This window comes from Acinetobacter sp. ABJ_C4_1, from assembly GCF_044538495.1.
In the GTDB taxonomy this organism is placed as follows: domain Bacteria; phylum Pseudomonadota; class Gammaproteobacteria; order Pseudomonadales; family Moraxellaceae; genus Acinetobacter; species Acinetobacter nosocomialis_A.
The window spans coordinates 272,943-292,448 of record NZ_JBIUCQ010000001.1 but is presented as its reverse complement, the minus strand read 5'-3'; the positions used below and the strand labels follow the sequence as shown (position 1 = coordinate 292,448).

The 19,506-nt window shown below is 35.9% G+C and carries 11 protein-coding genes; 2 read left to right on the top strand and 9 right to left on the bottom strand.

What is annotated here, in order from left to right:
- Nucleotides 1-12 precede the first annotated feature (12 nt).
- Nucleotides 13-387: a hypothetical protein gene (locus ACIF8R_RS01320; protein WP_396478557.1), complete on the bottom strand. Its 375-nt coding sequence runs from the start codon at nucleotides 385-387 to the stop codon at nucleotides 13-15.
- 70 nt (nucleotides 388-457) lie between these two features.
- The gene (locus ACIF8R_RS01315; protein ID WP_396478555.1) at nucleotides 458-832 is read right to left on the bottom strand and encodes a hypothetical protein; all 375 of its coding nucleotides are present in this window, start codon (nucleotides 830-832) and stop codon (nucleotides 458-460) included.
- Between the two features lie 606 nt (nucleotides 833-1,438).
- Here ACIF8R_RS01315 and ACIF8R_RS01310 point away from each other — a divergent pair.
- Both ACIF8R_RS01310 and ACIF8R_RS01305 read left to right on the top strand, forming a co-directional pair.
- Nucleotides 1,439-1,981, top strand: coding sequence for an RNA 2'-phosphotransferase (locus ACIF8R_RS01310; RefSeq protein WP_396478553.1), 543 nt, complete (start codon nucleotides 1,439-1,441; stop codon nucleotides 1,979-1,981).
- Nucleotides 1,982-2,381: 400 nt separating this feature from the next.
- The gene (locus ACIF8R_RS01305) at nucleotides 2,382-2,954 is read left to right on the top strand and encodes a DUF4291 domain-containing protein (protein WP_288100893.1); all 573 of its coding nucleotides are present in this window, start codon (nucleotides 2,382-2,384) and stop codon (nucleotides 2,952-2,954) included.
- A gap of 92 nt (nucleotides 2,955-3,046) precedes the next feature.
- On the opposite strand, the gene ACIF8R_RS01300 is transcribed toward ACIF8R_RS01305, so the two are convergent.
- The 7 genes from ACIF8R_RS01300 to ACIF8R_RS01270 form a co-directional block, all read right to left on the bottom strand.
- Complete coding sequence (locus tag ACIF8R_RS01300) at nucleotides 3,047-3,322, bottom strand: hypothetical protein (protein ID WP_396478551.1); 276 nt, start codon at nucleotides 3,320-3,322, stop codon at nucleotides 3,047-3,049.
- A 140-nt stretch (nucleotides 3,323-3,462) separates the two neighbouring features.
- Nucleotides 3,463-3,924 (bottom strand): hypothetical protein, encoded by a 462-nt coding sequence (locus tag ACIF8R_RS01295; protein WP_396478549.1) that lies wholly within the window; start codon nucleotides 3,922-3,924, stop codon nucleotides 3,463-3,465.
- A gap of 488 nt (nucleotides 3,925-4,412) precedes the next feature.
- Nucleotides 4,413-4,766 (bottom strand): hypothetical protein, encoded by a 354-nt coding sequence (locus ACIF8R_RS01290; RefSeq protein ID WP_396478547.1) that lies wholly within the window; start codon nucleotides 4,764-4,766, stop codon nucleotides 4,413-4,415.
- Between the two features lie 151 nt (nucleotides 4,767-4,917).
- On the bottom strand, nucleotides 4,918-5,460 hold the full coding sequence (locus ACIF8R_RS01285; RefSeq protein WP_396478545.1) for an Imm42 family immunity protein: 543 nt from the start codon (nucleotides 5,458-5,460) through the stop codon (nucleotides 4,918-4,920).
- 230 nt (nucleotides 5,461-5,690) lie between these two features.
- Nucleotides 5,691-5,894, bottom strand: coding sequence for a DUF4926 domain-containing protein (locus ACIF8R_RS01280; RefSeq protein ID WP_396478543.1), 204 nt, complete (start codon nucleotides 5,892-5,894; stop codon nucleotides 5,691-5,693).
- A 289-nt stretch (nucleotides 5,895-6,183) separates the two neighbouring features.
- The gene (locus ACIF8R_RS01275) at nucleotides 6,184-6,798 is read right to left on the bottom strand and encodes a hypothetical protein (RefSeq protein ID WP_396478541.1); all 615 of its coding nucleotides are present in this window, start codon (nucleotides 6,796-6,798) and stop codon (nucleotides 6,184-6,186) included.
- Entirely contained in the window at nucleotides 6,782-19,489 is a 12,708-nt protein-coding gene (locus ACIF8R_RS01270) for a hemagglutinin repeat-containing protein (RefSeq protein WP_396478539.1), read from the bottom strand. Before ACIF8R_RS01270 ends, ACIF8R_RS01275 begins: the two co-directional genes overlap by 17 nt.
- Nucleotides 19,490-19,506: the final 17 nt, after the last annotated feature.

Here is a 19,506-nt window from a genome sequence, read left to right as displayed (position 1 = left end):
TTATCCATAGCTTTAATATTCATCAGGATCTGTATCCCACAAATTAGGATTTGGTTCCGCATATATAGAGTTCTCAATAACTTTACACCAGCCTATACCATTTAAAAACATACTTAAATCTAAAATCTTGAAATGATCTTTATCAATTCTTTCTAATGTAATTAAACTACGTTTATAGTACATATATTCACCTCCAGAGCCAGCAGGCACTCTTTTATTTAATTCGCTCCATGACCATTCTAAAACTTGTCCAGATATATGAGGAACAGTCTCAAAAAAATCAATATTAAATATACTATTTATCCTCACCAAACACGGAATATTTTCACACTCCAACATCATTTCAGAATGTAAATTATTTGGAAGTTTAAGATCTAAAATAAGCATTTATTTGTAATTCCGCAGAATAATACTTTCACATGTAAAGAATTTATTAAAATCTTCTATTGGACTTAGGTCATAAATCTTTCAACCAATCTGGCTCTTCTACTTTAGGTATAGCTGCATATTCTCTATGATCTATTATTTGTACCCAACCAATTCCTCTAGCAAACATTTCCAAAGTTTCTATTAAATAAATATTCTCTCGAATATGTATAAGAGTAATAAGGCCATATTTATGATGCAAATATTCTCCACCCACTGCTGCAGGTACTCGTTTATCAATATCTTCTAATTTCCAGTTTATAACTTGACCTGTTACTGGTGGAATAGTTTCTAAGAAATCAATATAAAATTTGTCTGAAATCCGACATAAACATGGAACACGTTTAGTTTCTAGCATCATCTCTGTGTATAAATTATTTTCAAACTTAACTTGAACTTCTAACACTATTTCTAATTCCTAAGTATTACTATTTCGCCAGTGAATGCCTTTTTAAAGCTTTCTATCGGAATATAACATGATCTATTGTATGGCTCCTGTATTGCTAATACAGTTACTAAAACCGATACTAGGTTTAGCTTCAAATAGTGAATACTTTTTATATCACTATAGTTTTGATACGCTTGTATACAGCCATCTGCTTCAAAATAAATTAAAAAAATATGTACTTAACGTAAAAAAAAACATTGCCCATGAGACATTTCTTAATGATTTCGGCCCATAAATGCCCATTATCACTAAAATAATTGGTTGTACGAAACTTTAGGATCTTTTATTTCTATTTCTCTCTGTTTAAATGCAATTAGCTCATTACCGTGTTCCCCAGAAATTCCATAAAACAATATATCGTTATTACTATGGTATATGCCGTATATATAAATAGTGTCACCATTCCACTCTTCACTTAAAGATATACCTAACACAGTTAACTCCTTTATTAAGCACCTAACAATGAACCAAAAATTTTCATGTCAAATTTTTAGTTTCACTATAAGACTACTCTTAAGTTAATAAAATCACTAAAATATAAAAAACTCTAATGCCCTTATATCTATGAACGAAAAAGCAATTAGCCAATATTTAAGTTTTATTCTAAGACACAAACCAGAAGAAATTGATCTAACATTAGATCGTGAAGGTTGGGCAAATATTGAAGACTTAATTTCCAAGTCACAACCAGTCAAAGATGTAACTTTAGACGAAGAAATTATTAAAAATATTGTGAGCAATAGTGATAAAAAGCGCTTCCAAATTTCTGACGATGGAAAATATATTCGTGCTGTACAAGGTCATTCAACCACAAGTGTCGATATCACACTTAAGACGCTCATACCTCCAACTTATCTTTATCATGGTACAGCTCAAAGATTTATAGACTCAATAAAAGAGCAAGGTTTAATCTCTAAAGATCGTCAATATGTACATCTAACAGAAAATAAAGAGACTGCTCAATCCGTGGGAGCACGTTATGGCAAACCTGAGATTTTAATTATTCATGCTTTAGAAATGCATAAGAATGGATTCGAATTTTTCCAAGCTGAAAATGGAGTCTGGTTGGTTAAACATGTACCAGTAGAATTTATTGTTTTTCAGTAGAATGAAAATTATGCTTTCACTCAGAGGTGGAAGCATTTTTTCAATAATTAAAAAAATTAAAATACAATAAGATAAATTATTTCAATCATATTAATAATATAATTAGATTCCGCTAATGCCGAACTTTAACCATTCATCAAAATTCTTTTTCTCATAGTAATTTTCTCTATTTCATAAGTCATATACAAGAACTTTAGGAGAACCACTATTAACTGTTGCATCAAAACAAACTGCCCAGTCACCATCTATACCTTCTATAAATCAACTACTTTTAACGACAATTGGTGAGCTTTTTTTTGAATCTCTAATTCGGATAGTTATGTAATGCAATTTTCAAAGTAAGAGAATCTAATTAAAATTATGCTAGAATATTTATCATATATATTTATTTAACTTCAAAATGACTATACCCAATAACCAAATTAGGGCTTACTATACTGATAAAACTATCCGTATATATCAAGCATACTCGGATATAATCGCTGACTCTGCTTTAGAACATGGTACTTTCGTTTCACCGCCGTTCAAAATTGATAGAATGACTTGGATAAAACCTTCTTTTTTATGGATGATGTACCGCTCAGGTTGGGCTCAAAAAGATGCTAATCAAAAAAGAATATTAGCTATTGATATTAAGAGAGAAGGTTTCGAATGGGCTTTGATGAATGGCTGTTTAAGTCATAAACCTGAACATTTAAATAATGAAGAATGGAAAATTCACAAGAGTAAATATCCTGTTAGAATTCAATGGGATCCTGAAAAAGATATATTTTCACAACCATTATCCTACAGAGCCATTCAAATAGGATTAAGTGAGGAAGCTGTTTTAAAATATATAAATGAATGGATTATTACCATTAACGATATTACTAATGATGTACTCACTATTAAACATTTAATAGATAAGGGCGATGTAGAAAACGCAAAAAAAATGCTTCCTATTGAAAAAATTTATCCTTATTCTTTTAATTAAACTTTATATCGGATAAATTAAAAACAATCTTTGAACTAATAAACACCCCAATCTTATTATAAAACTGGGGTGTTTAAAGAATATTTTAAAAATCAATTAAAACCACTAAAAATACCGTATACAACTTTACCATTTTTAATTTCATTTTCAAATTCTGATTGACTTAACATCTCACTTGATAGAGATTTATATTGCTCTTGAATATGCGATTGCCAACTAGTAACAGGCATTTCATAGATAGGAGATTCAATTTTATCCAAATATATTCCATCATTCGTAAACTGATTCAAAATTTTATTTACAGCTTCTTCATAGGAAGAAGCATTAATATAACAATTTACGAATGCTTTAGTCATCGTTGAAGGCATAATTGACTCAACCACAGCATGAACTTTGCATAATATTATAAAAACTTTCATTATTTACGTACTTTACAACTTTAAAAGAAATAAGGTTAGCATTTAAATATATTATATATATTTATTTTATTTAATTATATAGATGAAATTTAATAAATCACAAAATCCTCAGGTTCTGAGTTTAAATCAAGCAATCTTTTTGATTCCTTTAAATAGATATCCAATATTTCCTGTGAAACGAACACTCTTAATTTTGATTCATAATTATAATTCACGATATTGCTAGATAGAATATATAAAAATATATAAATCTCATTATTAGAAACGTCCTCTCCTTTGCTTACTATTTCAATTCTCAGTGAATCACTATTAATTAACTGATGTAAAAATTCAGTTAAACAATCTGAAAAACCATCTGGACTTGCACCAAAATAAGATGTATTTTCAGGTAAAATAGTATTTATATAACGGTATTGATTATATATTTCCTTACCAAAATAGGAATAAATTTCATAAATATTTTTTAGTGTGCTATCAACTTTCAAAACTAACTCATTACTACATTCATATTCTTCAGTACCCAAAAGGCTATATAATTTTATCCTACTCAATTTCCACTCCACTTTAAAAAATTTTATTATGCTAATAGTTTATCTAACCTGTATATAGGCTATATATTCAGTATGATGAACCGATTCAATTTACAAACTCAGCTAGATAAATTTATTGAAGTATCGCGTAATAATACATCCAATAAATCATAAACCTCATCTTTAGATAACTCAAATTCTTCGCCCATATCCATTGCGACTAAAATCATAATTTTTCAGATGCAAAAGTTGATAATTGCAAAGTATATTTACTATAAATTTCCATAGCCTTAACAGATATTTGTACTGGATCATAATTCTGAAATACAAAATCTTTCAATTTAGATAGTTCTCTCTTTAAATCGTTACTCAATTTATGTAAATCCCTTTTTTAGCTGAAAATCAAAAAAGAAATGCAAACTTTCATTTCTAAGAATTTGCATAAGTACTTGTCCAAATTGTGAACCAATGACATTTATCTAAAAAACACTAGTAAAATATTTAAATTACTAAAATGCAGAACATCCTAAAGCTTGCAACGTAGAGCTTACTGTTCCTTTCGGTAAAACAACTTCAGAATAGCTTTTTTCATAATCAAAAGTATAAAATAATCTTTCACTTTCTTTATTAAAACCTAGAACCATACCAAAGCCGAATTGAAATAGTTCGCCAGTATCTAACCACACTAGATCCTTACTATCAATTGAAGAAAAATCTATTTTTTCAATTGGTATATCACCTATATCACCATCAAGCGCTTTAATATCTTCAATATCACTGATTAAAACATGAAAAAGAGAGTTTAATGTAATATTTATTCCTTTTGCTGGATAACACGTATCATTTATCCAAAAATTAAACACTCCAAGATTTAAATCATTTTTTAATGGATAAACAACATCCCACTGTATAAAAAATCATCACTATATTTAACTATCATTTTAATTTGCAACCTATTATTCACAACTTTCCAATTTAATATTCAGTAGAGATTTGAGAACCCATGTATACCTTCTAATTAAAAGTTGCATGCTCAATTTTACAAACTATCTTTTCTAGTTCATTTTTCTTAATAAAGCACTCATTTATTTCATACTGTTTTAAATCTTTTAGAGAGAAATATGTATTAGCTATTTTATAAGAAATTAACCTTACCTCACCTTTATATCCAATACAAAATAAATCATATCTATCCTCCCCAAACAAACTACTTTCTAGATTAGCGCTATAAATAAATTCATTATAATCATAATAAATCCACTCTTTATCCATATACTCAGCTTCATTCTCTGCTATAAAATTCAAATATCGAATTGATAGCATTTCTTTAAAACACTTCTTTACGTCCATAAAGAAGTATTTTTCGGAATCAATGACATTACAAAGAGCTCCCAACTTTACTGACTCTTTTTGCGTATATAACATTTGAGTAGTCTCCGAACTATATTTATTCCCTTTTATATAAAACCCACAAAAACAATCATAATCTCGCATGCTTTCAATATATAAAATCGGCTCAATAAATAAAGCAAAGGTATCCTTATTTCCAAAAATCATTATTTCTCATCTTATTTCAGTTATTTATACAAGTAATTTATAGTTAATAAATACTTGTACACTTCTCATAGGCTAAGCCCCTATCCGAGACTCAGATAGATGCTTAACTTAAGCTGCTTACAGTAATTCCAGCAATCCAACCTGCACTTTCATTTTACTTTCTTCAATATGGTTCTGTTCAGCTGCTTTAATTTTGATAACTAGCAAATATTTTATAATTTTTATTAGTATCAGGCAGTATAAAATAATTGCATATCTTTCTCCTTTATAGATAAAGTTGTTATTGTTTCGCCTTTATCATTACAAAATTCTACTTCATATACAGCTACTGGTTCTTCTTGTAAAATTTCTACTATAGTACCTAAATCACCGGCTTTTAACTTTTCTTCAGGTATATCCCGCTTGAGTTTAATCACATCACCAATATTAAACATTTGTATTTCTTCTAATTCCTATAAATCATAGTATTGATAAATTAACTTTATTAATTTTTATATTATTCTTATATAATTTCATAAAAATCCTATCTAAAAATTGAGTTGGTAGCTCTACACCTGTAAATCTTAACTTGATTACATCACTTACAATAGCTCAGGCAACTTTTTATTCGTACATCTATATTAATGAAACCGGAGTTATACTGTTTTGGGAGTCATTTGTTTTAGACGTGAAATTACAACCGTATTCAGAAGATGATTCTTTTATCTCTAAATATGGCATATACTATCCATATAATTTCCAAAAATTCATTCCATTAATAATCCAATATTGATATCTATCTGGAATTAATGACCAAAATTGACTGGATGCCTTTCCTTTCCAATTGTCTGGCAATTGATTTTCAAACTCACGTTGCCAATCTGTATGGAAAAATAAATTCCTATCAAGATTTAAGTAAAATTTCGGTAATTTAGATTCCATTATAGCCCATAATTCATTTTTTATATCTCCCTCCCCAGACATAAGATAGTCTTCCACATAAATATATAATTTTTCCAAATCATCCATATTAGTTTTATATTTAAAAAAATTCTTCATCCAATCAAGCGTTTTAATATTCATTTCAGGCAAGTTTGACAAATATAGTGGTAAAGTTTCATTATTTAAAATTGATGCTCCCCCTCTAAATTCCTTTAAAGCAAAAGTGTAGCTATTTTCATCAAGTATACCTTTTTCTAAATATGAATCATAAAATGGTTTTATATCTATAACAAAGTTTTCTTTATCATCAACAATGAAATAATGCTTTCCTTGTGAAACAATAATAGCTATTTCACAACTACCTTCAAATATAGAATTTAATAAAAATTCATATTGATTATTATTTTCGATATTCATTTTCAAACTCCTTCTGCGTTAACACTCTTGCTTTAGAAGAACTTTCTTCTAATAATCTATCCCATACTTTAGGTAACTCTAAATTAATACTTGGTTGACCTTTAGATTCATCCACAATCTTTGGTGCATTAGGATTACGACTAATGCCTGGTATAGGTTTTTGCGGAATAGCTTCTGAAAGGATTTTTTGATGTAGAGCTTTATCTATCTCAAATACAACAACTTTCCCATCTGGACGTTTTTCTGAAAGATAGTATAAAGCATGTGATGGACCATTTGTACTAACACATAATTGACCAGAGCATCCAGAGTTAATTGAAATCGTTTGGTCAGAATTTACAGTGATTCTATTCAGACTACTTTTCGTTCCGACTCCTCCGCCTTCAACCCTAAAATATGTTTGAGTTTCAATTTTCTTAACAATATCTTTACCATATTGCTTTTCAATCGCAACCAATACCTCATCAGTTAATCGAGTAACCCCAGAAACAGATTTAGTAAATCCTAATCCCAATACAGAGGCTTTAGCTAACTGTCTTTCATTTGGTGTAATTTCCTCACCTGTCAAAGGATCATATTTTGCCCCCGCAACTGCGGCAAGTTGACGAAGCGTCATATCATTAATGGCATTTAAGGCTTTATCACTCAGGCTCTTTTCAGGTATTGGAATCATACAGCTTTGTCCTTTTGGACAACTCAACTTAGCTTGAGCTGCTTTTTCCTTTTTATTCTCAGCTAATTTCTTTTCGACTCCCTGAGTAATGATCGAAAATTCATTATTCTCAACAGCATTCTGCCCAATCACACCTGCCAACTGCGAGTTCGATGCCGAATCCCCTACTGTTCCACCAACAACAGCCCCAATCGCTGCCGTTAAGTCTCGAATACTCGATTTAACATTTTCTGGTAATAAGTTTGCATCGAACTTACCTGTATCAGGATTAATCGCTGTTTTGCCATCGTTGTATTGATTTGCGAAGTAATCTGCTGCCGCTTCACTTGCAACTGCTGCACTACCACCCGCTGCCGGATTACCTCCATTTAAGTAAGCTAGCGTTGCACCCAATATCGCATGACTTGCTAATTGTGCTGCCTTGTTCTTGTCCTCTCCATGTCCAAACTTCTCACCAATCTGCTGTGCTGCATAAGGTGCTAAGGCATTAGCAACAACTTGTAAATCTGTTTGTCCACCAAGGGCCCCCGTAATTGCTGTAGTTACCGCATTTAAAGCACGGCTCATGTCTCCGCCCATACCCCATTGCTGGGTTACTGCTTTTTCATTGGCAAGGGCTGCATCATAGACACCATATTGCGCTAAGTATTGATCCTTCTCTGTCGCAGACATTTTTTTAATTTCTGCCTGTTCTTCTGGACTTAATTGACTGGCAATCTGCTTTCCAATCGCTTCTTTTTCCGCTGCTGCATTCTTGATCTGGTCTTGGGCATAAGTACGAGAAGCAGCTGCAATTGTTGACGTCGCATCAGCTACTGTCTTTTGCTTATCTAAAATAGTTTGTAAGTTCGGTAAGGTCTCAACTACCCTGTTGGCTGTTGAAGCATCACTATGAATACCCAATTGCTCAACCGTAGTCGACTTACCACCTATCGTAATATTACCTGCACTTAAAGTGGCATAAGTGGTACTGCTGTCTTTATCAGACTCATGTTGCGGTAAGCTTGGGCTAAAGCTAGTTGCATTACGCCAGTTATCATTGTTAGTTGGTGTCGATGACTTACTATCTCCACTTGATTTACCTTTACCTAAACTTGTGCCTCCAGATAAGCTGACTGTCGTCGCATCGTACTGGCTTTGGTTTTCGATATTGCTAAAAGTTAAACGATTCGCAGTCAAATCATTATTGTCTTTAGATGCTGTCGAAACAATTGCGCCACCTTTTAAGTCAACACTATCTGCTTTCACATGGTATCCACCATCTCCGGCAAATAAACCAGACTGTTGATTAACGCTATTAGAATTACCGGAAGCCTGACTACTACTAAAGTTACCAGATGCCTGCCATGCTGTACCAAACGAAGCTTGGACGCGTCCTCCTACTCCCATTTGGTTACTGCTTTGCTCAACAGTGTCTTGCAAACTTTCAACTTTAAGCTGACCATCTACATTTGCATCAATACGGTTAGCATTCGCTTGTGCTCCTCGTAAAGTGGTGTCTCCTTTACTGGTTAAGCTAATATTCTTTGCATCCAACGTCGTATTATTTTGAGTGATGTTGTTTAAATGGTTGCTACTTTTACCATAGCCAGCCTCTCCATAGATGTAGACACCTGTTTGAGCTCCAACAGAAACGCCATAACCTACGCTTAATCCTGCATTGCTATTTGTGCCATCTGCTTTGTTTTGGCTTTGTCCAGATTCCAATACAATATTTTTTGCTGAATCGAGATTGATCTTATCTTCCGCTTTCACCTGTGTATTTTGGAAATGAATATCGCCATTGGTACTGGTTAAGTTGACATTACCACCAGCTTTCAGGTTGTTTTGTTGCGAAGTGGCATAGCTGCTAGCTTGCTGATTTTCACTGGTGCTAAAGCCAATACCTGCCTCTGCTTTAAATAATGCGCCACCTTTTACATCACTATAGCTTTGATAACCCTGAGCACCTGCTGCAACAGCTTGTAGCGCCTGTGTACGATCATCTGCTTTGCTATGCGCTGTACTATCCACTGCATTAATTAAGTCCAAAATCGGTGAACTGACTTTAGCAAATATGCCAATTTTTAAGTCATCTGCTGCACTAGATGAACTACCTCGCGTATGATCTTCTAAAACATTGATTTGTTGCGCTGTGATGTTTAAGTCTTTTTTCGCAACAATATCTGCGACTTGTTGTGTATATTGATTCCCCGCCTGTATGTTGACGTTACCCGTTAGGCTTCCGACCTGACTGCGTTGTTGTTCAATATCATTGCTATTACTTTGGCTATTGCCATTCATATAACCAAAGAATTTTTCAGTATCTGAAATCTGTGCACTACCAATGCCTTTGTTTGAACTCTGCTCACTTTGGCTTTGGCTGTTTTGTGTAGACTTGATATTGATGTCTCGAGCAGCATTGAGATTTACATCTTCCTGCGAGGCAATCGAACTACCCAAGATATTAATATCACCTTGTTCAGTTTGTAAGGTGGTTTTTCCGCCAACTGAAAGTTGTGTGCCTGTAACTTTATCTATAGTTGCGTTACCTTGATTCTTATTGTTATATACACCACCAGGTGCAGCCCAATCTCGGTTGTCTATGCTAAAGCCACTTTGCTTACTTTGTGCATTTTGTTCCTGATGGTTTTGTGCAAAGCCAAGATTTATATTTTCTTTGGCATATAATAATGCATCACCTTCCGCAGAAAGCTGTGCGCCTTGGCTATTGATGTTACCTTCTGTCGCAATAATATTTAAATTGCCTTTGGCTGTGGCTTGTGTAACAACGGCTTGGCGGCTAGAGGTATTCTTTGTTTGTTCTGTTTTGTGGCTTCCTCCAGAAATCACGATTGGGGTTTGTGCTGCCATGAGCCCTTTATCAATGCCATTGGCTTGCGACATGATTTTCCCGACAGCACTGTTAGAGTATTGGTTATCACCCATGCTCTTGTCATATGCAGATTTTGCCGCGTATGCTGGTGAATAAGTCACACCAACAGAAATACCCGATTGTTTGCTATGAACTTCTGAATGTTGCTCATCAGTTGTATAAGCTGTATTTAGATTAACATTTGCCCCTTTCAGATTAATGTCTTTACCTGCATCCAAAATAGCTGCTTCTGTCGTTAAATCCTTACCAGCACTAATCGTTGTATCACCCGTTTGACTACGGATCACACTTTGAGTCAGCGTGGTAGATTTTCCATCCTCTTTTGTGTTTACGTTCGATTTTGCATAACCTACACTTGCCACGCCATCAGAAAGGCTTGCAGAAAAACCAGAGTTTTTAACAACACTATTAGTTTGACTGTTGTATTGGTTCTGAGCTCCCTCAATATTTGCATTGTCTTTGGCTTGAATCTGCATCAACTCACCAGAAACAATATTACTGCCACGGACATTGATATTTCCTGCATCTAATAGCACTTTTTTGCCTTCAACAATGCTACCGACCGCAATATCTGAACTACGATGACTAAAGTCACTGGTCGTAGAGCTGCTCAGTTTACCTTTCTTACTAAAGCTTGACTGATCTTGTTGATCAAGTTTATTTCTGCCTTCTTCAATCTGTAGCTGCTCTTTAGCCTGTAACGCAGTTAGGCCTTCTGAACTACTGATTTGTGAACCATGAATTTGAATATTATTGCCTTGTAAGCTTAAATCACCTTGGCTCTTAATCTGGCTGCCAACTTCAACTTGTCGTGTATCTAAATGATAAGCTTTTGAGCTACCCACCACATTGTTAGTCACTTCCGTATTCAGGCTACCGACTTTAAGGTCACCGCCAGTACGAATAATACTTCGTCCACCGCTGTTATTCTGGATATTTGCAGCCAATATGCGAGTATCACCACCCACGTTCATCACCAAGGTTGGCTGATCGCTCAACGCTTGCTGTTGTGCTGAACCGACATAAAGACCAGCAATACGATCTATTCCTGTCCAGCTATAGTTACTTTGGCCTAATGCATTTTGGCTGCTCTGTGTGGTTGACTGAATATTCAGGTTACCTTTTACCTGCAAATTCATGGCTTGATCGGCCTGAATCATACCGCCAATATTATTTAAATCTTTTTCAGTACCAAGGCTAACTACACCACCACGGATGTTTCCAGCAAGGTTGTTTAAATTTTGGCTATTAATTTGAACAACTTGTCGTCCAGCAATTGTTCCCGCATTGGTCAAATCTTTACTTAAATTGAGCTGAATACTATCGGCACTAATTAAAGTTCCATCGCCTTTTAAGTCACCTACACGCGCTTTAACATAAACTTGCGGGACTAAAGCTTTGGTTTTTGTACCATCTGGTAGGGTAGTTTCTTTTTCTACTAACCAAACAATATCGCTGCTTAATTGCGCCATTTGTTCAGGAGTGAGTGCAATACCAGGGCGTAAGTTGTACTGTTTTGCATAGCTCAGCCCATTGTTCATGAGCGCTTTATATTGCTCCTCATCAGAACCATATCCTTGTAAGAAACGGTAACCGGTCAGTTGAGCAACTTGGTCCTGTACCATACGTTGTTCATAGTAACCATCACCCAATCTTTTTTGTTGAAGCGCTGGATCAAGTCCCAATGCATTCAGCATATAATCTGAAGATAACCAGTTGCGATAATTACTAAACGCTGGATCTGTTTCAACAAGATAGTTAGCACGGCTGTCTGGATTTTTACTATACAACGCATTATTTGGGACTTTAACGTTAGCGTTGTTGGTACGAATCTCGAAACCACTACCATCAATCTGTGTTGTTTGTCCCTGAACAGATGTCGCCTTAGTATCAGTGTTTTGAATTTGATCGACTGCGCTACTACTCATAGCTTTATGATCGGTAGTGTTTGCCCCAACTACGCCTTTAAGCTGTGCCTGACCTGTTTTAATTTCATTTGATTGAATACGATCTGTTTGAGCTGTAGTTTGTTGAACAGTTTCTGTTTGATTAACCTGTGTATTTTGCTGACCAATAATATTGGAGTCATGGTTTTGACTAAGTGCCTGTTCAGTCAAATTGCCTTTATTAATTTGCTGGGTTTGGTCTTGCACTTTAACAGGGGTCGCACTGGTTGGATTTTCATAGATAAATAAATCCACCCCTTTGGTAACATCTGCTGGGTTATAAGCTTGTTCTGCAGAAGCCCAAACTCTATCGTGCCCCTTGCCACCATAACTGCCATAACTCGGCGTTACCGTTCCTTCTTCATGTGTAATTTTAGGACCTTTAGCATCGACATTGTGAATTGCGTTTGCATCTCCGATCAGCTTTTGACCCACCATAATTTGGCTTTTGTCATTATTAATTGTGCCTGTGAAACTTAAATTACCCCCTGCACTGATCACAGCAGGTGCTGACTCATCAGCTACAGTCGTTGTCGTAGTTTGGGTACTTTTCACATTTTCATAATGGTCAGTACTATACAGTTGTCCGTTATAAACAACATAGCCTTTAAACATGTTGCCGGCTGAGCTATCGTCATAGTTATTTACAATGAAGAAATAACCATCAGGACGACTTAAATAATCCTGCATCGTTGCGTTGTCATAGGAAGTCACAAGCTGTTGTGCAGGCTTTAATTTAGTAAATAAATCTGGATTCTGGCTATAGATTTCCTGAGTAATTAAGGACTGAGGACCAGGGTTATACCATCCGGCACGCGAATCTGAAATATACATATTCCAGTAATCCAGTTGCTCTGTGGTCTGCTGTTGTTTGGTTGTAAAAAAGACATTCTGGTTATTAACAATATCAGCATTCAAGTCGATATTGCCATTCGCATTAATTACAGAACTTCGGTTATTGACTTGCTGAGCAGTTCCTTGAGCATGCCACTGTGAGTCAAGCGAACCTCCTATACGCAAGTCTCCCATGGCAATAATTTGCGAACCACTTTGATGATTTAGATTATTTTCCAGATTATTTAAAACCTGTACGCCCAGATCCAGATCACCTCTTGAGGCAATGACTGGCGCTAAACCCTTGAGGCTTTGGTTATTTAAAGTATTCGCCTGAATTGCAATATGGTCACCATAAATACGTCCGGCAATATTATTGAGTTGGCCTGCCTTAACATATGTATTTGAACCATTAATGAGTCCATAATTATTGAGCACGCCTACAGCTTCAAGTTGAGTTTGCTGGCTTTCCAAACTGCCATCTACAGCATTTTCAATTGTATTTGCTGAAATAGATAACTGTCCGTTGCTTTTGATTGCACCATGATTGGTAACTTTTCCCTTAGAGCTAAGGTTTAAATTTCCCTGTGCCTGCAACTGACCTTGAGCATCTTGTACATAATCATCATTGAGCTGAAGATTTAACTGTCCCTGACTTAAGACCTTACCGTCGCCTGTTAAACCTTTGGCCAGAATATTTAAACCTGCAGTTGATGAGCCTTCTTCTCCTGCAATAATAGTCCCTTGCTGATTGTTTACGATTAGACGGTTATTATCTTGCTGACCTTGTATCGTCAATTGATCAAGACTACTAATTAAGCCTTTGGTGTTATTTAAATTATCTAAAATATTTAAATTAAGTTGCTGCTCAGCAGAAATACGCCCAGCACTATTATTTAAAGTACTAGCAGCTATTTCTATTTGCCCTGCCTGAATACCCTGGTTCTGGTCATTGTTTGAATTATCAATATATTGACTAACAATTTTGACTTGCTTTGCAGCACTAATGAGGCCCTGCTGACTATTATCGAGTTGGCTTCCGCTCATTAGGCCTGTATTTAGACTAATGTTCTGATTAGCACTGATTTTGCCTTTCTGATTATTAATCGTACCTGCTTGTCCAACACTATCAATCAGTAAGTCTTGTCCACTGGCTAACAAGCCCGCATTACTGTTATTCACCTTAGGCGCTTGAATGGTTAATCCATTGCCAGCAATGACCTGACCTTGTTCATTATTTAATTCTGATGTTTGTAAAACGACTTGCCCTAAAGATTGAATACCTTGGGCCAACTCTGGCAAGGTAGCATTTAGATAGATTTTTCTGTTATCAATCAGTTGCACGGCGTTTATACCAAGATCACCCTGTGAAGTGATTAAACCTTGCTGATTGTTCAGACCATTGGTACTAATCTGTAATGTATTACCGCTATTAATCTGCCCATTTTGGTTATTCAGGTTCTGCTGGTGAGTATCAATCTGAATTTTGCTTTGATCACCTTTAGTACTACTAATCAAACCTTGTAGGCTATTATCAAGCCCCTGTACATCGAGGTTAATCGCTTGATTCGCCTGAATCTTACCACTCTGATTATTGAGTGCTTGCTGAGTCGTCTGGATATTTACGCCCGCATCTACCGACCCAATTTGACCCGCTTGGTTATTCAAGGCAGCACTTTGAATCACTAATTGTTGCTGTGCTGCAATTAATCCCGCTTGGTTACTTAAGGTGTTTTGGCTATTAAGCTGAGCATTTTTTGCAGCAAGAATTTGTCCCTGATCATTCAAAATGTCTTGTGCATTTACATTGAGATCACCACTAGAACGAATATTTCCAGACTGGTTATCGAGTCGTGATGTCGTGTTGAGATTAAGACCTGCTGCGCCTGCGGTCACAATACTACCCGCATTGTTTTTTAACGCATCAGCCTGAATTTCAAGATTATGATTTGTCTGAATCTTGCCATTACTATTATTTAGAAGGTTTTTAACAATTAATTGGTTAACAATATTGTCTTGTGTTCCAACCTCAACAATTTGACCCGCTTGATTGCTAAGCTGCTGTGTATTGATGTTAAAGCCATTAAAGCTAAGTAGCGTTCCAGCGTCATTGTTTAACTCAGAACTATTCGTTTGCAAACTACCAGCAGTTTTGATATTGCCCTGATTATTATTGAGCGTATTAGCTATAGCGAGTATAAGTTGGCTGTCTGCTGTACCAGATTGGATAAGACCATTCTGGTTATTTAAATTATTAGCATTTATTTGTAGTTTTTGGCCTAGACTGTCAATTTGCCCATTTTGATTGCTTAAATCACCCGTCAACAAAATTTGAGTATCATCTAAACCTGTTTGCTGGATATGTCCTGACTGGTTATTTAAATCTTTTGCATTAATCTGAACTTTATTCGCCTTTAAATTGGCTTGTTGGGTATCTAGCGTATCTGGAGTAACGATATTAAGTTGCTGAGCTGCCTGAATCGTACTTTGTTGAGCACTCAATTGACCAGATTTACTGTTGAGCGAAATATTTTTTGCTTGAACAAGGCTTTGGTTTAAGACATGACTCGCTGCCTGACTATTTAAATCACCGCCCGCGATGAGTTGCCCCTGCGCATTTATAGCGCCTGTAGCATCAATGTTAAGATTACCCTGATTTGCTAATGAACCATCTGATGTTAAACCAGCAATAATACTCCCTGCAGAAGTCTGGGTCAGTGTAGCCGTCTGTATATTTAAATTATTTTGAGCAGCTAACTGTCCAGCATTTTTAAGATTTTGAGCGACTTTCAGTTGCTGATTTTGACCAGCATAAATCAGACCACTATTGTCCAATAGCCCAGTCTGAACATCTATATTTTGTGCTGCCTGAATAATACCAGCTGGCTTAGCTTGCTCGACACGACCATTAATCAACTGATTATTAATATTGAGTGATACATCACCAGTTTTAGCAGCAATCACCCCTGAACTATTATCTAAGTTTGATGCAGATAACTTGATATCCTTAGCTTGTATCTGCCCAGACTGGTTATTAATTAACTGATCTGTTTTAAGCTCAAGCGCATTAGAACTAATTATATTTCCTTGTTGGTTGCTTATTCCTTTTCCAGTTTTCAATGAAAGTTGGCCTTCACTCACAATGTTACCCAGATCATTCTGAATATCGTTTTGGCTGACAATATTTAACTGTACTGGTTGTGAGGTTGCTTCATTTTGAGTGACTAAGATATTCCCACTTTGGTTACTAAGCGAACCTGTTTGAATGTCTAAGCTATGGTTACTTTGTAATACACTTCCTTGATGTTGGTAGTCACCATTTACACGAATTGAACTTTGACCATTTACCGCACTAAACAACATTTCACCATTACGGTCAGTAAATTGGTTGGCTTGAATATTGGCTTGAGTAGCAGACACTTTTGATTGGTCTAATAGTGCTTGATCGGTCGTAAGTTTAAGTGCGCCATTAGTTCTCAATTCAGCCTTTTGCGCATGGATATTTTGTATATCCATATTTAAGCCAGCTTGGCCCGAATGCAGGATCACACCAGAGTCACTATTGAGTCCCTGTGCTTGAATATTTAACTGATTTGCATTTGTGAGAATACGGCCTTGCTGGTTATTAATAATTCCCTGAACTGTTAAATTCAGGTCATCTGTCGCAGTGTGCTGAATCAAACCTTGTTGGTTATTAATATCTTTCCCAATGCTCAGATTCAATTTTTTAGCAAGAATCTGTCCGCTTTGATTAATTAAACTTTGTTGATTTTGTACTGCATTTAATTGAATAGAGTCAGTCTGTAACACACCAGACTGATTATTTATGTCTCCACTACGAGCTGTAATATTTATATTTTGAGCTGCTGCAGTTCCTTGCGATAAATCTACATTTGCCCCATCTAAATCAATATTACGGCTTGCCAGTAGTTTTCCGTGATGCTCAAGTGCCTGCTCTGTTTTAATATTTAAATCCGCTTGAACATTTTGATCTTGCTCACCTTGAGCATTGATACCGACCGCAATAACACTTTTTTCATCACCAACAAGACGCTGACTCGTTAAATCAATATTACCGTAGGCAGAAAGAACACCTCCTTGCTGTGTCATAACACCTGTATTATTGATTTTTAACTGTTGATCAGCACGAATATAGCCCTGATTGGTGAGTTGCTGGCTGTCAATTTGCAGGTTTTCATGACTAGATAACGTACCGTTGACTGCATTATTTAAAGATCCAGTTTGAATTTTTAAACTTTGATCAGCATAAATCGTTCCAGATCCGTTATTTAAAGCCTGATCTTTGTTTTGAATCGTAATATTTTTTGCAGAAATTTCACCTTGGTCGTTATCTAGACCAAAAAGCGAACTATCCAAGTTATTATTAGTGACTATTTTTCCTTTCTGGTTATTCAAATGACCTGAAAGATTAAGTTTTAATAATTGTTCAGCCTCCAGATCACCCCCACTGTTGTTTAGGCCCAATCCCTGTAGATAAAGTTCAGACGAACTCGCGATCTGCCCCGCTTGATTTAAAATGTTTCCGCTAGAGATCATACTAATATTATTCAAGGCATTAATTTTACCGCCTTGATTATCAATCGACTGGCTATTTACATCTAAAGAAGTGAGTGATTGCAGTAATCCTTGCTGGTTACTAAAACTTGAGGTTTGGATATCAGCACTTTTAACTGTGAGCTCACCTTGGTTGTTATTAAAGCTATTCCCTTTAATATGAATAGCACCCAAATTCAGTTGACCGCCTTGGTTATCTAGACCATTTTGGCTATCTAAATCTACACCACCATTGGCAATGATCGCCCCTTGGTCATTATTTAGTTGTTCCTTAACATGGATATAACCTTGGTCATAAGTTTTTGGGGTCGTATCTATTGGAGTGGCAACTTCTAAACTTCCGCCATCTTTGGATGGATCAGTTGGAACTGTCGGAACACTACCACCTGTCGATCCACCCGTACCGCCACCTGTCGTATTCTTGGCAATTCCGATTTTACCACCAAGGTTTGTCATTGAACCCGACTTTAAATCAAGTCCTTGCAAACCTGTTTGTTCGATAGAACCACTATTTTTTAGACTACCCGTATTAATAACAACACGCGCCGCATTCAATGTGCGACTATTATTTAAACTATTTTGTTGATTAAGTTGTAACTCATCTGCACTACTGATTAAACCAGAGTTATCTAGACTTTGACTCTCAATAGAAATTTGTGAAGTTGCGCTACTGACATTACCCGTATTTTGAATATTTTGAGCTTTCAGCTGTACCTGATCTTTATTCGCGATCAAGTTACCATTATTGACCAAATCACCATTTGCATTTAGCGTAAGCGTACTTTGAGTACTATTTATCGTACCTGCGTTACGTACACCTAGTCCTTGCTCTGTTCCCACCAAAAAGATTTTTCCGGCATACATCCCACCCAGTTGGCCTACATCTAAAGCAAAGTTTGGCGGAGGTGTGGTTGTAGGTCCTGTTGTTGCCGTGATTTGAGGAGCTACTTGATCTTTGACTTGAATATCATTTTGTCCAAGTACCGTATTAAGCTCATTTGCATATAAGCCTGCATTCACTTTTAAAGCACGCGCATAAATATCTGTATAGGGAGTTAAACTTCCATTTAAACCTTTACCTTCAATCGTGACTTGTCCCTCGCGGACGCGGAATGATTCAAGATAACCTTGGTTCATCACTGCTTGACCCGTGGTTAAAGTAAAACGGTCTGCGTTAATCACACCACAGCCATCACAGATCAAACCAGATGGATTCGCAATAACAACTTGTGCTTGTTTCCCAGCAACCTCAATATAGCCTTTGAGTTGACTTGGATTATTACTATTCACTTCATTCAAAATAACTTTGGCTTCGCCTTTTGCGAGCCATGGGTTACCTTGTACCCAGCCCCCTAATTGGGTTTGGGTGTTATTACGTGAGTTATTTAAAATGGCGCCTTCTTGCCCCACATCAAACTGAGTATAGGTATTACGTGACACACCACCTGCGCTCGGTGTTTGAATATTGACCTGAGTCGTGCCATTTGCGCTATTTAAAATAGTTGGTTGCTGCGATGTAGGCGCACCTTTATCAGCAATAATCTGAGTTTCAGCCACACTGCTCATTGGTAAGCTAATTACCAATGCTCCCAAACAACCAATTACAGCAAAATTAAGTAGATTTAGTTTTTTATAATGAATAGGTAGAACCGAATCTATAGTCGAATCTGTTCCCACTTGTCCCTGACTTTGCCCTGCTTGCTTGGTTTTACTTTTTACAATTTCGGCAACAGCAATAAACATCCCACGAGCATGGCTAAAAATAATACGATAACGATTCTTATTCACTTTAAAGTCTCACTAAA

Excerpts from the sequence above, each read along its gene's own strand:
- ACIF8R_RS01320 (WP_396478557.1), bottom strand. The coding sequence starts at position 387 with ATGCTTATTTTAGATCTTAAACTTCCAAATAATTTACATTCTGAAATG.
- ACIF8R_RS01310 (WP_396478553.1), top strand. The coding sequence starts at position 1,439 with ATGAACGAAAAAGCAATTAGCCAATATTTAAGTTTTATTCTAAGACAC.
- ACIF8R_RS01305 (WP_288100893.1), top strand. The coding sequence starts at position 2,382 with ATGACTATACCCAATAACCAAATTAGGGCTTACTATACTGATAAAACT.
- ACIF8R_RS01300 (WP_396478551.1), bottom strand. The coding sequence starts at position 3,322 with ATGCCTTCAACGATGACTAAAGCATTCGTAAATTGTTATATTAATGCT.
- ACIF8R_RS01285 (WP_396478545.1), bottom strand. The coding sequence starts at position 5,460 with ATGATTTTTGGAAATAAGGATACCTTTGCTTTATTTATTGAGCCGATT.
- ACIF8R_RS01280 (WP_396478543.1), bottom strand. The coding sequence starts at position 5,894 with ATGTTTAATATTGGTGATGTGATTAAACTCAAGCGGGATATACCTGAA.
- ACIF8R_RS01275 (WP_396478541.1), bottom strand. The coding sequence starts at position 6,798 with ATGAATATCGAAAATAATAATCAATATGAATTTTTATTAAATTCTATA.